At 60.6% G+C, this 13,668-nt stretch carries 12 protein-coding genes; 2 read left to right on the plus strand and 10 right to left on the minus strand.

Annotated features, from left to right (window positions below):
• Nucleotides 1-41: 41 nt before the first annotated feature.
• The 8 genes from AEQ63_RS24235 to AEQ63_RS24270 all read right to left on the minus strand — a co-directional run bounded on the left by AEQ63_RS24235 (nucleotide 42) and on the right by AEQ63_RS24270 (nucleotide 10,867).
• Nucleotides 42-938, minus strand: coding sequence for a peptidoglycan DD-metalloendopeptidase family protein (locus tag AEQ63_RS24235; RefSeq protein WP_064365143.1), 897 nt, complete (start codon nucleotides 936-938; stop codon nucleotides 42-44).
• Between the two features lie 186 nt (nucleotides 939-1,124).
• Nucleotides 1,125-2,078, minus strand: a complete 954-nt coding sequence (locus AEQ63_RS24240; RefSeq protein WP_042608076.1) for a response regulator — start codon at nucleotides 2,076-2,078, stop codon at nucleotides 1,125-1,127.
• A gap of 187 nt (nucleotides 2,079-2,265) precedes the next feature.
• Nucleotides 2,266-3,027 carry a phosphate signaling complex protein PhoU gene (gene phoU / locus AEQ63_RS24245; RefSeq protein WP_016772483.1) on the minus strand — a complete coding sequence of 254 codons (762 nt, stop codon included), beginning with the start codon at nucleotides 3,025-3,027 and terminating at the stop codon, nucleotides 2,266-2,268.
• Nucleotides 3,028-3,146: 119 nt separating this feature from the next.
• Nucleotides 3,147-3,980: a phosphate ABC transporter ATP-binding protein PstB gene (gene pstB, locus AEQ63_RS24250; RefSeq protein WP_064365144.1), complete on the minus strand. Its 834-nt coding sequence runs from the start codon at nucleotides 3,978-3,980 to the stop codon at nucleotides 3,147-3,149.
• 131 nt (nucleotides 3,981-4,111) lie between these two features.
• The gene (gene pstA / locus AEQ63_RS24255) at nucleotides 4,112-5,782 is read right to left on the minus strand and encodes a phosphate ABC transporter permease PstA (RefSeq protein ID WP_064365145.1); all 1,671 of its coding nucleotides are present in this window, start codon (nucleotides 5,780-5,782) and stop codon (nucleotides 4,112-4,114) included.
• A gap of 16 nt (nucleotides 5,783-5,798) precedes the next feature.
• Nucleotides 5,799-7,832 carry an ABC transporter permease subunit gene (locus AEQ63_RS24260; RefSeq protein WP_172667892.1) on the minus strand — a complete coding sequence of 678 codons (2,034 nt, stop codon included), beginning with the start codon at nucleotides 7,830-7,832 and terminating at the stop codon, nucleotides 5,799-5,801.
• Nucleotides 7,833-8,338: 506 nt separating this feature from the next.
• Nucleotides 8,339-9,337, minus strand: a complete 999-nt coding sequence (locus AEQ63_RS24265) for a phosphate ABC transporter substrate-binding protein PstS (protein ID WP_042608073.1) — start codon at nucleotides 9,335-9,337, stop codon at nucleotides 8,339-8,341.
• 231 nt (nucleotides 9,338-9,568) lie between these two features.
• Nucleotides 9,569-10,867 carry an MFS transporter gene (locus AEQ63_RS24270; RefSeq protein WP_064365146.1) on the minus strand — a complete coding sequence of 433 codons (1,299 nt, stop codon included), beginning with the start codon at nucleotides 10,865-10,867 and terminating at the stop codon, nucleotides 9,569-9,571.
• A gap of 377 nt (nucleotides 10,868-11,244) precedes the next feature.
• On the opposite strand from AEQ63_RS24270, the gene AEQ63_RS24275 reads away from it, so the two are divergent.
• Both AEQ63_RS24275 and AEQ63_RS24280 read left to right on the plus strand, forming a co-directional pair.
• Entirely contained in the window at nucleotides 11,245-11,649 is a 405-nt protein-coding gene (locus AEQ63_RS24275; protein ID WP_003229628.1) for an acyl-CoA thioesterase, read from the plus strand.
• A 57-nt stretch (nucleotides 11,650-11,706) separates the two neighbouring features.
• Nucleotides 11,707-12,606, plus strand: coding sequence for a D-hexose-6-phosphate mutarotase (locus AEQ63_RS24280; protein WP_064365147.1), 900 nt, complete (start codon nucleotides 11,707-11,709; stop codon nucleotides 12,604-12,606).
• 85 nt (nucleotides 12,607-12,691) lie between these two features.
• Here AEQ63_RS24280 and AEQ63_RS24285 read toward each other — a convergent pair whose 3' ends face one another.
• Complete coding sequence (locus tag AEQ63_RS24285; protein WP_064365148.1) at nucleotides 12,692-13,228, minus strand: DUF3299 domain-containing protein; 537 nt, start codon at nucleotides 13,226-13,228, stop codon at nucleotides 12,692-12,694.
• A 93-nt stretch (nucleotides 13,229-13,321) separates the two neighbouring features.
• Entirely contained in the window at nucleotides 13,322-13,567 is a 246-nt protein-coding gene (locus tag AEQ63_RS24290; protein WP_064365149.1) for a GlsB/YeaQ/YmgE family stress response membrane protein, read from the minus strand.
• Nucleotides 13,568-13,668: the final 101 nt, after the last annotated feature.

The raw sequence follows: 13,668 nt of genomic DNA on the forward strand, positions 1-13,668 counted from the left end.
CATTCCCATGTAAGAGCTGCCGCAGGCTGCGATCTTTTGCTCTATTGCTTGCCCAGCGCAAAGTTGGGCAACGCCCCCAGCGGCTGGTTGAACTGATAGGGAATCGACACCAGCCCTTCGCCGGTATTGCGCTGCACCACGAAGTGCAAGTGCGGGCCGCTGCTGTTGCCGGTATTGCCCGACAGGGCCAGCGGGCTGCCGACCTTGACCCGCTGCCCTTCGCGCACGCTCACCGAACCCTGTTTCAGATGCAGATACACGCCCATGGTGCCGTCATCGTGCAGCACCCGGACGAAATTGCCGGAGGCATCGGTGCCGCGCCCGCTCTGGGCATTCTCGGTCTTGACCACCACCCCCGCTCGCGCGGCAATGATCGGTGTGCCCACCGGCATGGCGATGTCCATGGCGTAGCGATTCTTCGGTCCATAGTGGCTGTACTGCCCGTTGGCGCCTTGGCTGAGGCGGAACGGTCCGCCACGCCAGGGCAGCGGATAGCGATAGCTCTGCGCGGTGCCTGAGGGGTCGCCCAGCGAATACTGGAACTGCGGCGAATACACCAGCGGCTGGTCGCGGCTGATCGCTGTCAGCAGCGCCAGCCGCGTGTTGCTGCGCGGTGGCAGCACGCGACGGATCGCCTGCGCGGGCGCGCCACGCACATTGCTCGTGCCGATGAAGGCCAGCGCAACCTCGACCGGCGCGTACAGATCGTTGCGCGCAAACACCACATCAACGCCCTTCTGCTTCTTGATGTCCAGGTACACCTGGCGATCAAGGCGTTCGACCATGCGATCCTGAAAAACGAACACTTTCGCGCCTTTGCTCGGGCGGTCACTGTACGAGACCACGCCGTTGGCGTCGGTGGATTTGTAGATGGTCATGGCCATCGCCAGCTGGGAGGCCAGGCAGAGACCGCAGAAAAACAGCAGGCGCGCGAGCATGGGCAAGAGTCTGTCGAAGGAAGGCCTGGGAATCAGCCTAGCAGCTGAGACAGACCAGGCTAGTCGACAGATGTTTCAAATTGGCCAGCACACAAAGCAAAAGATCGCAGCCTTCGGCAGCTCCTACATGAGAATGCGATCCCCTGTAGGAGCTGCCGAAGGCTGCGATCTTTTGGGCCGCTGCAGTTACGCGCCGGGTACGAAATGCTTCTGCGCCGTGCCACGGGCGATCAGGCGCGAGATGTAGTCGAGCTTCTGTGCGTCCTGGTCGACGAAGCGGAAAGTCAGTTGCAGCCAGTCGCTGTCGGCTTTCTGCTCGTGGGCGACGATGGCGTGCAGGTAACCATTGAGGCGAGCGATCTCGGCGTTGTCGCCCTGCTCCAGATCGAGCACGGCGCTGTCGAGGATCTGCGGCAGGGTTTCGGTGCGCTTCACTACCAGCAGCGCTTCCTTGATGCTCAAGGCCTTGATCACGCATTGCTGGGTGCCGCTCGGCAGGCGCAGCTGGCCCTGACCGCGACCACCTACCGGCGCTTTCGAGGCGCCAGCTGCCTGCACCGGCGGGCTGTTGAGCAAACCACGCGAGGGTGCAGCGGCGGCTGCGGGAGCGGCGACAGGCTTGGCAAACGGGTTGGCTGCAGCGGCGGCCGGGGCGCCGCCGACCACGGCAGGCTTGCCACCGGTCAGTGCGCTCAGGGAATCGTTGCCGAACGCTGAATTCATCTTCGTCGGTGCGCTGTTCATCAAGGTGTCGAGCTTGCCGACCTTGTTCAGCGCCTGCTTGACCTTGGTCAGCAATTGCTCGTTGGTGAACGGCTTGCTGACGTAACCGGATACGCCGGCCTGAATCGCCTGCACGACGTTTTCCTTGTCGCCACGGCTGGTGACCATGATGAACGGCATGGTCTTGAGGTTGTCCTGCTCGCGGCACCAGGTCAGCAGTTCGAGGCCGGACATTTCCGGCATTTCCCAGTCGCACAGCACCAGGTCGAAGGCTTCTCGGGCCAGCATGGCCTGGGCCTTTTTGCCGTTGATGGCGTCCTCGGTGCGAATCCCCGGGAAGTAATTACGCAGGCACTTTTTCACCAGGTCACGAATGAACGAAGCGTCGTCCACGACCAACACACTGATCTTGCTCATCCAACACCCCTATTAAAATCCCGGCAAGCATAACGCTGGCTGATGGCACATTGCCAAAACTCTTCAGTCACGCCGGGACTTTTCGTTCGCGGGTGCTGCTTTTTAATTCGCTTTAATTCGCCTCCGCCTTTGAAAAGCAGAAACAAAAACGCCCGGCCAGAGGGCCGGGCGCTTTTCTCAGGCAATCTTACTTATCGTCAGCTTCGCCCGGAACATTAGCGGTTTCAGCACTTGTGCCTTCAACTTCTTCCTTCATGCGCTTGAGGCCCATGTGGCGCACATCGGTGCCGCGCACCAGGTAGATCACCAGTTCCGAGATGTTGCGCGCATGATCGCCGATGCGCTCCAGCGAACGCAGGACCCAGATAATGCTCAGCACCCGGGAGATAGAGCGCGGGTCTTCCATCATGTAGGTGGCCAGCTCACGCAGGGCGGTCTTGTATTCGCGGTCGATGATCTTGTCGTACTGCGCCACCGACAAGGCCAGATCAGCGTCGAAACGCGCGAAAGCGTCCAGCGCATCGCGAACCATGTTGCGCACCTGGTCGCCGATGTGACGAACCTCGACGTAACCGCGCGGCGCTTCGCCTTCTTCGCACAACTGGATGGCACGGCGGGCGATCTTGGTGGCTTCGTCGCCGATACGCTCAAGGTCGATCACCGACTTGGAAATGCTGATGATCAAACGCAGGTCGGACGCCGCCGGCTGACGACGGGCGAGAATGCGCAGGCATTCTTCGTCGATGTTGCGTTCCATCTGGTTGATCTGATCGTCGATCTCACGGACCTGCTGAGCCAGACCGGAGTCGGCTTCGATCAGCGCTGTGACCGCATCGTTGACCTGCTTCTCGACCAGCCCGCCCATGGCAAGGAGGTGGCTGCGCACTTCCTCCAGTTCAGCGTTGAACTGCGCGGAAATGTGATGGGTAAGGCCTTCTTTGGAAATCATTGTTCGCTCCGCGAAAGTTGCAAGCTTCAAGCTGCAAGCTTCAAGCAGTTATGTATAAGTCCTGATATCGCACCAATTCTTTCTTGCCGCTTGAAGCTTGCGGCTTGCCGCTGCTGCAATCAGCCATAGCGACCGGTGATGTAGTCTTCGGTCTGCTTCTTCGCCGGATTGGTGAACAGAGTATCGGTGTCGCCGAATTCCACCAGTTTGCCCATGTACATGAACGCGGTGTAGTCGGACACCCGCGCGGCCTGTTGCATGTTGTGGGTAACGATGACGATGGTGAACTTGGACTTGAGCTCGTAGATCAGCTCTTCGACTTTCAGCGTCGAGATCGGGTCGAGGGCCGAGCACGGTTCGTCGAGCAGCAACACCTCCGGCTCGACCGCGATGGTGCGGGCGATGACCAGACGCTGTTGCTGACCACCGGAAAGGCCAAGGGCCGAGTCGTGCAGGCGGTCCTTGACTTCATCCCACAGCGCCGCGCCTTTCAACGCCCACTCGACCGCCTCGTCGAGAATGCGCTTCTTCTTAATGCCTTGAATGCGCAAGCCGTAGACCACGTTTTCGTAGATGGTCTTCGGGAACGGATTGGGCTTCTGGAACACCATGCCGACACGACGACGCAACTCGGCAACGTCTTCGCCCTTGCGATAGATGTTGTTGCCGTACAGGTTGATCGCGCCCTCGACGCGGCAGCCGTCGACCAGATCGTTCATCCGGTTGAAGGTACGCAGCAGCGTCGACTTACCGCATCCGGACGGGCCGATGAACGCGGTCACGCGCTGCTTCGGGATGTTCATGCTGACGTCGAACAGCGCCTGTTTCTCGCCGTAGTACAGGCTCAGGCCCGGCACTTCGATGGCAACGGTTTCCTGCGCCAGGTCCAGGCTCTGTTTGTCGCGGCCCAGGGCAGACATGTTGATGCCGTGGCTGTGTGTTTCGTGCTGCATGGGAGGCTCCCTGTGCTAACAAATTCGGTTCGTTTTTTGTAGGAGTGAGCCTGCTCGCGATCCAAGCGCTGCGGTTTGTCTATCAAACCGCGGTGTTGCCATCGCGAGCAGGCTCACTCCTACATGAGAAATCAGCTGTCCAGTGCTTTGTATTTTTCGCGCAGGTGGTTACGGATATACACCGCCGACAGGTTCAACGTCGCGATCACCAGCACCAGCAGCAGCGCGGTGGCGTAGACCAGCGGGCGGGCGGCTTCGACGTTCGGGCTCTGGAAGCCGACGTCATAGATGTGGAAGCCCAGGTGCATGATCTTCTGGTCCAGGTGCAGGTACGGGTAGTTGCCGTCCACTGGCAGCGACGGCGCCAGTTTCACCACACCCACCAGCATCAGCGGCGCCACTTCACCGGCGGCGCGCGCCACGGCGAGGATCATGCCGGTCATCATTGCCGGGCTGGCCATCGGGATAACGATTTTCCACAGCGTTTCCGCTTTGGTCGCGCCGAGGGCCAACGAACCTTCACGCACGGTACGCGGGATACGCGCCAGACCTTCTTCGGTCGCCACGATCACCACCGGCACTGCGAGCAAGGCCAGAGTCAGCGAGGCCCAGAGCAGGCCCGGCGTGCCGAAGGTCGGTGCCGGCAATGCTTCAGGGAAGAACAAGCGGTCGACCGAACCACCCAGCACGTAGACGAAGAAGCCCAGGCCGAACACGCCATACACGATCGCCGGTACGCCGGCGAGGTTGTTCACCGCGATACGAATGACGCGAGTCAGGGTGTTCTGTTTGGCGTATTCGCGCAGGTACACCGCCGCCAGCACGCCGAACGGGGTGACGATCATCGCCATGATCAGGGTCATCATCACGGTGCCAAAGATCGCTGGGAAAATCCCGCCTTCAGTGTTGGCTTCACGGGGATCATCGGAGAGGAATTCCCAGATTTTGCTGAAGTAGAAACCGACCTTGGTCAACGTGCTCATCGCGTTCGGCTGGTAGGCGTGAACCACTTTGCCCAGACCGATTTCAATCTCTTTGCCGTTGGCATCGCGAGCGGTCAACGCGTCGCGGTTGAACTGCGCATGCAGATCGGCCAGACGCGCCTCGATGTCCTGATAGCGCGCGTTCAACTCGGCGCGCTCGGATTCCATGTCCGCTTGTGCGGTGGCGTCGAGTTTGCCTTCAAGCTCCAGCTTGCGGCCGTGCAGGCGGATGCGTTCGAGGCCGGCGTTGATCGCGCCGATGTCGACTTTCTCCAGCGATTTCAGTTGTGCAGCGAGGCCGTTCACGCGGTCGATGCGCGCTTGCAGTTCAGGCCATGCGGCCTCGCCCTCGGCGATGACCTTGCCGTCCTGTTTGACGTTGACCAGGTAGCCGTAGAAGTTGCCCCACTCACGACGCTCGATCGCCATCAGCTCGGGCGGCGTGGTCTGATTGGTCAGCCACTCGCCGACGATCCAGGTGAAGTCGTTGCCGTTCAGATCACGGTTGCCGACCTTGATCAGCTCGCGGGTCATGAATTCCGGGCCTTCGTCCGGCACCGGCAGGCCGGCACTCTTCAGACGGGCACGCGGCACTTCTTCTTTTTGCACCACTTCGCCGATCACCAGGTGATTGGCCTGGCCCGGTACGTCGTAATGCGCGTGGATCAGATCCGCCGGCCAGAAGTGACCCAGACCGCGCACGGCAATCACTGCCAACAGGCCAATGGTCATGATGACCGCGATGGACACCGCGCCACCGCTGATCCAGACGCCGGGGGCGCCGCTCTTGAACCATCCTTTCAGGGAGTTCTGTTTCACAGACTTCTACCTTTGCTTAAAGCGACGAGTATTTCTTGCGCAGACGCTGACGAATCAGTTCTGCCAGGGTGTTCATGACGAAGGTGAACATCAGCAGCACCAATGCCGAGAGGAACAGCACGCGGTAGTGGCTGCCGCCGACTTCCGACTCGGGCATTTCCACCGCGACGTTGGCGGCCAGGGTGCGCAGGCCTTCGAACAGGTTCATCTCCATGACCGGGGTGTTGCCGGTGGCCATCAGCACGATCATGGTCTCGCCGACCGCACGGCCCATGCCGATCATCAGTGCCGAGAAAATGCCCGGACTGGCGGTCAGGATCACAACGCGGGTCATGGTCTGCCATGGCGTGGCGCCGAGGGCCAGAGAACCCAGGGTCAGGCCGCGCGGCACGCTGAACACGGCGTCCTCGGCGATCGAGTAGATGTTCGGGATCACCGCAAAACCCATGGCCAGACCGACCACCAGAGCGTTGCGCTGGTCGTAGGTGATGCCCAGGTCGTGGGAAATCCACATGCGCATGTCGCCACCGAAGAACCAGTTCTCCATGAACGGACTCATGTACAGCGACAGCCAGCCCACAAACAGGATCACCGGAATCAGCAGCGCACTTTCCCAGCCATCCGGGACTTTCAGGCGGATCGACTCGGGCAGGCGGCTGAAGGTGAAACCGGCGACGAGGATGCCGATCGGCAGCAGCATCAACAGGCTGAAAATCCCCGGCAGATGACCTTCGACATACGGCGCCAGGAACAGGCCGGCGAAGAAACCGAGGATCACCGTCGGCATCGCTTCCATCAGCTCGATCACCGGTTTGACCTTGCGGCGCATGCCCGGGGCCATGAAGTACGCGGTGTAGATCGCGGCAGCGACGGCCAGTGGTGCCGCCAGCAACATCGCGTAGAACGCGGCTTTCAGGGTGCCGAAGGTCAGCGGCGACAGGCTCAGTTTCGGTTCGAAATCGGTGTTGGCCGCCGTCGATTGCCAGACGTATTTAGGCTCGTCGTAGTTCTCGTACCAGACCTTGCTCCACAACGCGCTCCACGAAACTTCCGGGTGCGGGTTGTCGAGCAGCAGCGGTTGCAGCTTGCCGCCGGCTTCGACGATCACCCGGTTGGCGCGTGGCGACAGACCGAACAGGCCCTGGCCTTCAACTACCTGATCAACCAGCAAAGTGCGGTGCGCGGTGCTGTGGAACACGCCGAGCTTGCCGCTGGCATCGAGGGCGAGGAAGCCTTTGCGGCGTTCTTCGGCAGCGATTTCAACGATCGGTGTGGTGCCCATCTGGAAAGTGCGGATCTGCTTCAGGCGCAGCTCGCCATCGGTGTCGCGGGCCATGAACCACTGGGCCAGACCGCCCTTGGAATCACCGACGATCAGCGAGATGCCGCCGACCAGTTGCCCAGTCGCAGTGACTTCGGCGTCGGCATTTTCCAGCAGTTTGTAGCGGCCGTTGAGGCTCTTGTCGCGCAGGCTGAACACGTCGGCCTGGGCACGTCCATTGACCACGTACAGCCATTGCTGACGCGGGTCGACGAAGATGTTTTTCACCGGCTCGGTCATCTGCGGCAGATCGATACGCTTCTGCTCGTTGGTGACTTCGCCGGTCATCATGTTTTCTTCGCTGGTCAGCGAGAGCACGTTGAGTTGCGAACCGGTGGAGCCGACCAGCATCAGCGTCGAGTCGGTGGCGTTGAGGCTGACATGCTCCAGCGCGCCGCCGCTTTCATTCAGCGCGATCGGCGCCTCACCGTACGGGTATTCGATGGCCGGGCTGATGGTTTTCTTGCCATCCGGGTAGCTGACTTTATAGGTGTGACGGAACACCAGCGCCTGGCCGTTGGACAGGCCTACGGCCACCAGCGGATGGCCCGGCTGATCTTCGCCAATCGAAGTCACCGTGGCGCCCGCCGGCAATGGCAGGTCGACGCGCTTGAGTTCAGCGCCACTGTCGATATCGAAAAACAGCGCCTGGCCCTTGTCGGAGACGCGCATGGCCACCTGATTCTGCTCCTCGAGCGAGATCATCAGCGGCTTGCCGGCGTCCTGCATCCAGGCCGGGGTGATCGAGTCTTTCGCGGTCAGGTCGGCACCCTGGAACAAGGGCGCAACGACATAAGCGAGGAAAAAGAAAATCAGGGTGATTGCCGCGAGCACCGCCAGGCCGCCAACAAGGACGTACCAGCGGGTGAAGCGATCCTTGAGCGCGCGAATGCGACGCTTGCGTTGCAGCTCAGGCGTATTGAAATCAATGCGCTTGGGAGGGGAAGACGTAGTCATTGGGGAATTGGCCAGATCATTCATGCGCACACCCTAGCGATCCTGTATGACAGAAAGATGACAGTGCAGTGACGCAGCAAATCCGCCGCCAGCGGGATGCAGGAGGAGGATCGAAAAATTCGATGTCGTGAAACCTGTGCAGGAGCTGTCGAGGGAACCGAAGCTGCGATCTTTTGATCTTGCGATCAGAAGCCAGATCAAAGGATCGCAGCCTCGGTTCCCTCGTCAGTTCCTACAGGGTTTCAGCAGGTCCGGGTTTTGCCCCCGGATCCAAAGTGTTATTTCTTGGCGACCGCGCCGCCTTCCTGCAGACCCAGGTCAGCCAGAGCTTTGGCAGCAACCTTGGCTGGCAGCGGGATGTAGCCGTCTTTCACTACCACTTCCTGGCCCTGTTTCGACAGCACCAGCTTCACGAACTCGGCTTCCAGCGGGGCCAGAGGCTTGTTCGGGGCCTTGTTGACGTAAACGTAGAGGAAGCGCGACAGCGGATACTTGCCGTTCAGGGCGTTTTCTTCGGTGTCTTCGATGAACTCGGAGCTGCCTTTCTTGGCCAGAGGTACGGTTTTCACGCTGGCGGTCTTGTAACCGATGCCCGAGTAACCGATGCCGTTGAGCGAGGAGCTGATCGACTGCACTACCGACGCCGAACCTGGTTGCTCGTTGACGTTAGGCTTGTAGTCGCCTTTGCACAGGGCTTCTTCCTTGAAGTAGCCGTAGGTGCCGGAGACCGAGTTGCGGCCGAACAATTGCACTGGCTTGTTGGCCAGGTCGCCGGTCACGCCCAGATCGCCCCAGGTTTTCACGTCGGCCTTGGCGCCGCACAGGCGGGTCGACGAGAAGATCGCATCAACCTGTTCCATGGTCAGGTGCTGGATCGGGTTGTCCTTGTGCACGAACACCGCCAGGGCGTCCACGGCAACCGGGATAGCAGTGGGCTTGTAGCCGTACTTCTGCTCGAAGGCCGCCAGTTCGGTGTCCTTCATCTTGCGGCTCATCGGGCCCAGGTTAGAGGTGCCTTCGGTCAGCGCAGGTGGTGCAGTGGCCGAGCCTGCTGCCTGAATCTGGATGTTGACGTTCGGGTATTCTTTTTTGTAGTTCTCGGCCCAGAGGGTCATGAGGTTGGCCAGGGTATCGGAACCGACGCTGGACAGATTGCCCGACACACCAGTGGTCTTGGTGTAGCTCGGGATAGCAGGGTCAACAGCGGCGAACGCGTTGGCAGTCGCAACGCCAGCAGCGACAAAAGTCATTGCCGCCATCAAACGCTTCAGTTTCATGCCTTACTCCTAGCAGATAGGGTGTGTTAAGTCGGGGCCAAGTATCGGCAGGCCATGTGAACACTCTATGGCTGAAATATGACAATTGGATGAAAGGCCAGCATCGGTTATTGCTAAGTGATTTGTGGCGCCTCATTCGCGAGCAGGCTCGCTCCCACAATTGAAATGCATTCCAACTGTGGGAGCGAGCCTGCTCGCGAAGACGTCGGAATTGCTGGAGGATATCTCGGGTCAGCGACCCTTCTTCCACAGCCACGCTCCCACCACCATCCCCATCCCGCACAACACCGCTACGTAGTAAGCCGGCCCCATCGCGCTTTCCTTCAACAGCAGGCTCACCACCATCGGCGTCAAGCCACCGAAAATTGCGTAAGCGACGTTGTACGAAAACGACAACCCGCTGAATCGCACCACCGGTGGGAACGCCTTGACCATCACGTACGGCACTGCGCCAATCGTGCCGACCAGCAGACCGGTCAATGCGTACAGCGGGAACAGCCAGTTCGGGTGGTCGGCGAGGCTGTGGTAGAAGGTCCAGGAGCTGATCAGCAGGCCCAGGCAACCGAACACGAATACGCGACCGGCGCCGAAGCGATCAGCCAGTGCGCCGGCGCCGATGCAGCCGAGGCTGAGGAAGACGATCGCCAGGCTGTTGGCTTGCAGCGCGGTGGTTGGCGAGAAGTGGTAGACCGTTTGCAGCACGGTCGGGGTCATCAGAATCACCACGACGACGCCTGCCGACAGCAACCAGGTCAGCAGCATCGAGATGGCGATGGCGCCGCGGTGGTCACGCAGTACCGCGCGCAGCGGCACTTCTTCGGCCAGTGCCTTGCGCAGTTGCAGTTCGGCGAATACCGGGGTTTCGTGCAGCCAGCGGCGCAGATACACCGAGAACAGGCCGAACACGCCGCCAAGCAGGAACGGAATTCGCCAGGCGTAATCCGACACTTCAACGGGCGTATAAATGCTGTTGATCGCCGTGGCGACCAGCGAGCCAAGGAGGATGCCGGCAGTCAGACCGCTGGTGAGGGTGCCGCAGGCGTAGCCGATGTGCTTTTGCGGTACGTGTTCGGAAACGAAGACCCACGCCCCCGGCACCTCACCGCCAATCGCGGCGCCCTGGATCACCCGCATCAGCAGCAACAGGATCGGCGCCCAGATGCCGATCTGCGCGTAGGTCGGCAGCAGGCCCATGATCAGCGTCGGTACGGCCATCATGAAAATGCTCAGGGTGAACATTTTCTTGCGCCCCAGCAGGTCGCCGAAGTGCGCCATGACGATGCCGCCCAGCGGCCGCGCCAGATAGCCGGCCGCAAAGATGCCGAAGGTCTGCATCAAGCGCAGCCACTCGGGCATGTCGGCCGGGAAGAACAGCTTGCCGACCACCGTGGCGAAGAAAACAAAGATGATGAAATCGTAGAACTCCAGCGCCCCGCCAAGGGCGGACAGCGACAGAGTCTTGTAGTCATTGCGGGTCAACGGTCGTGCGGGTTGCTCGGGCTGCGCGAGGCTCGAAGGCGCTGTGGTCATGGCAAGGGCTTCTCTTATAGTCGAATCTGTCGCCACAACAACGCTGGCGGTGGCTTGGACAGGTTCGGCACCATAGCAAATTGTTCGAAAAAGCACATAGAGGTGCGTAATTGACGGTCGAAATCAGAACCGGGTGGTCGTCGCGGGGTCTATCGACCGATATACTCGCCACCTGCGCAGGATTTGTAAGAGGTTACTGTGCGAAAACGTTGTTGGCCCGTCCTTTGCTCGGGATTTAGCCTTTTTCGCAGAGTTTCCCTTTAGGCGCCTGATGGAAAACGTGACGAACGCAGTGTGTTCGGTGTTGAATCGTTTTTCTTGAAGACGGCTACCACCCGCAATACCCACGAAGAGTCACGGGTCAGAGGCCCCTCGGCATGATAGAGCTCGAACAAGAAGATCCGATCCCACAGGGCGACCTGGCCCTGCAAATCACCGCACTTCCGCGCGAAACCAATGGCTTTGGCGATATTTTCGGCGGCTGGCTGGTCGCGCAAATGGATCTGGCCGGCACCGCCATGGCCAGCCGTGTTGCCGGTGGCCGCGTCGCCACCGTCGCCATCGACCGCATGGCGTTTCTCGTGCCGGTCGCCGTAGGCGCGCAGTTGTCCTTTTATACCCAGACCCTGGAAATCGGCCGCAGCTCGATCCAGATGATGGTCGAAGTGTGGAGCGATGACCCACTGTCCAGCGAATGGCGCAAGGTTACCGAAGCGGTTTTCGTCTTCGTTGCCATCGACGGCAGCGGTCGCACCCGCTCGGTGCCGCCACGCGCGCGTTAAACCTCGCGGCCGTTTTGCGGTCGATAGTCGTCCCCAGTGTCTGATCGAGAGTTGCCCATGAACACGCCCAACGTTGAAGCCGTCAAACAGGATGAACTGAACTGCTGGCGCATCCGCCACGGCAAGGCCGAAGTGCTGGTGGCCCAGCAAGGCGCGCACATCCTCAGTTATCAGATCGACGGCCAGCCGCCGATCATCTGGCTCAACGACAAGGCCGAGTTCAAGACCGGCAAGAGCATTCGCGCCGGTGTGCCGGTGTGCTGGCCGTGGTTCGGCAAGTTCGAACGCAACCCGCACAGCGTGCAGGTCATGTATACCGGCGAACAACCGGCCCCCGCGCACGGTCTGGTGCGGGCGATGGACTGGGAGTTGGGCAACATCGAATCAGAGGCTGACGGCATCAAGGTCGAGTTCAGGCTGCCCTACCCGGAAGGCGGCCTGCCGGGCTGGCCGCACGAGGTCGATCTGACCCTGACCCTGCATCTGGCGGATCAATTGCACTACAGCCTGACCAGCCATAACCGTGGTACTGACACCGTCACATTGAGTCAGGCGCTGCACACGTATTTCGCCGTGAGTGACGTGCGCACTGTGCATGTCGACGGCGTGGCCGGGCTGAATTACATCGAGACCCTGGATGACTGGAACACGGCCAGCCAGAGCGGCGATCTGCATTTCAGTGGCGAGACCGACCGCATCTACCTTGACGCTCCGCCACAGCTGAGCATCGTTGATCCGACCTGGGAACGACGCATCGTGCTGACGGCTACAGGCTCGCGGACTGCGGTGATCTGGAACCCGTGGATCGACCGCGCCGCCGCATTGCCCGACATGGACAACGACGGCTGGCAGCGCATGCTGTGCATCGAGACGGCGAATGTGATGGATGACATCGTGAGCCTGGCGCCGGGTGCGAGCCACACCATGGGCGTCAGCGTCGCCAGCAAACCACTTTAAGATCAAAAGATCGCAGCCTTCGGCAGCTCCTACAGGGCGTACATCAATCCCATGTAGGAGCTGCCGAAGGCTGCGATCTTTTGCTTTAAAGGTCAGCCTCCTCCACCACCCGCACCTTATCCGCTTCCAGCGCATAGGCCGCATCCGCCAGGTCATTACTGACCTTTTCGATTTTCAGCGTGCCGGTCACCCAGAGCGGTGTATAGATGTCGTCCAGCTTCAAGCCTTTCGGATAACGCACCAGCACCAGTTGATTCGGCGGCGGTGGCGGCACATGGATGCACGCGCCCGGATACGGCACGAGGAAGAACAACGTGCTACGGCCCTTGGCATCGGATTCCAGCGGCACCGGGTAGCCACCGAGGCGGATGTGCTTGTCGTTCATCGACGCCACGGTTTTCGTCGAATACATCACCGCCGGCAGACCTTTTGCCTGCTTCATCCCACCCTTCTCGGTGAAGGTGCCAGTGGCCTCGGGGGAGTTGTGGTCGATTTCAGGCATGGCCTCGAGGGCCTTCTGGTCCGACTTGGGCATCAGTTCCAGCCAGTCGGTTTCCGGCAGTTCGCCGGCGTGGGCGAGATGGCTGCCCAGCAAAAGGAGAGTCAACAGAAGACGGCGCATGAAGGTGCTCGGCAGGCAAGGGAATGAACGGTGAGTCGCCGCGCATTCTAGCCCTCCCGGCCGCGATGGCCGAGAGTGCTTTGTCGCTTTCGATCAGTTCTTTTTGATCAGACCGTAGATCACCAGCAACACGACAGCGCCGACCAGTGCGCCGAGGAAACCCGCGCCCCCCCCCCCCTGATAGACCCCCAGAGCCCGGCCGCCGTTGGGGGCTGCCAGCGAACCGCCGATACCGAGCAGGATGGTCATGATCCAGCCCATGCTGTCATCGCCCGGTTTCAGGAACCGAGCCAGCAGGCCGACGATCAAGCCGATAAAGATGGTTCCGATAATTCCCATGGCATTTCCCTCTGATTTGGTAGATATGCGAAAGCCTAGACAGACTTTGGCATCCTGCCATGAGAGAACGGCGGCCCTTGAATGGTTCCGCCGCTGCCACA

The organism is Pseudomonas sp. RIT-PI-o (genome assembly GCF_001297215.1).
Lineage (GTDB): Bacteria > Pseudomonadota > Gammaproteobacteria > Pseudomonadales > Pseudomonadaceae > Aquipseudomonas > Aquipseudomonas moraviensis_A.

Excerpts from the sequence above, each read along its gene's own strand:
- AEQ63_RS24275 (WP_003229628.1), top strand. The coding sequence starts at position 11,245 with ATGATAGAGCTCGAACAAGAAGATCCGATCCCACAGGGCGACCTGGCC.
- AEQ63_RS24270 (WP_064365146.1), bottom strand. The coding sequence starts at position 10,867 with ATGACCACAGCGCCTTCGAGCCTCGCGCAGCCCGAGCAACCCGCACGA.
- AEQ63_RS24260 (WP_172667892.1), bottom strand. The coding sequence starts at position 7,832 with ATGCAGGACGCCGGCAAGCCGCTGATGATCTCGCTCGAGGAGCAGAAT.
- pstB (WP_064365144.1), bottom strand. The coding sequence starts at position 3,980 with ATGCAGCACGAAACACACAGCCACGGCATCAACATGTCTGCCCTGGGC.
- AEQ63_RS24265 (WP_042608073.1), bottom strand. The coding sequence starts at position 9,337 with ATGAAACTGAAGCGTTTGATGGCGGCAATGACTTTTGTCGCTGCTGGC.
- AEQ63_RS24240 (WP_042608076.1), bottom strand. The coding sequence starts at position 2,078 with ATGAGCAAGATCAGTGTGTTGGTCGTGGACGACGCTTCGTTCATTCGT.
- AEQ63_RS24280 (WP_064365147.1), top strand. The coding sequence starts at position 11,707 with ATGAACACGCCCAACGTTGAAGCCGTCAAACAGGATGAACTGAACTGC.
- AEQ63_RS24285 (WP_064365148.1), bottom strand. The coding sequence starts at position 13,228 with ATGCGCCGTCTTCTGTTGACTCTCCTTTTGCTGGGCAGCCATCTCGCC.
- AEQ63_RS24290 (WP_064365149.1), bottom strand. The coding sequence starts at position 13,567 with ATGGGAATTATCGGAACCATCTTTATCGGCTTGATCGTCGGCCTGCTG.
- phoU (WP_016772483.1), bottom strand. The coding sequence starts at position 3,027 with ATGATTTCCAAAGAAGGCCTTACCCATCACATTTCCGCGCAGTTCAAC.
- AEQ63_RS24235 (WP_064365143.1), bottom strand. The coding sequence starts at position 938 with ATGCTCGCGCGCCTGCTGTTTTTCTGCGGTCTCTGCCTGGCCTCCCAG.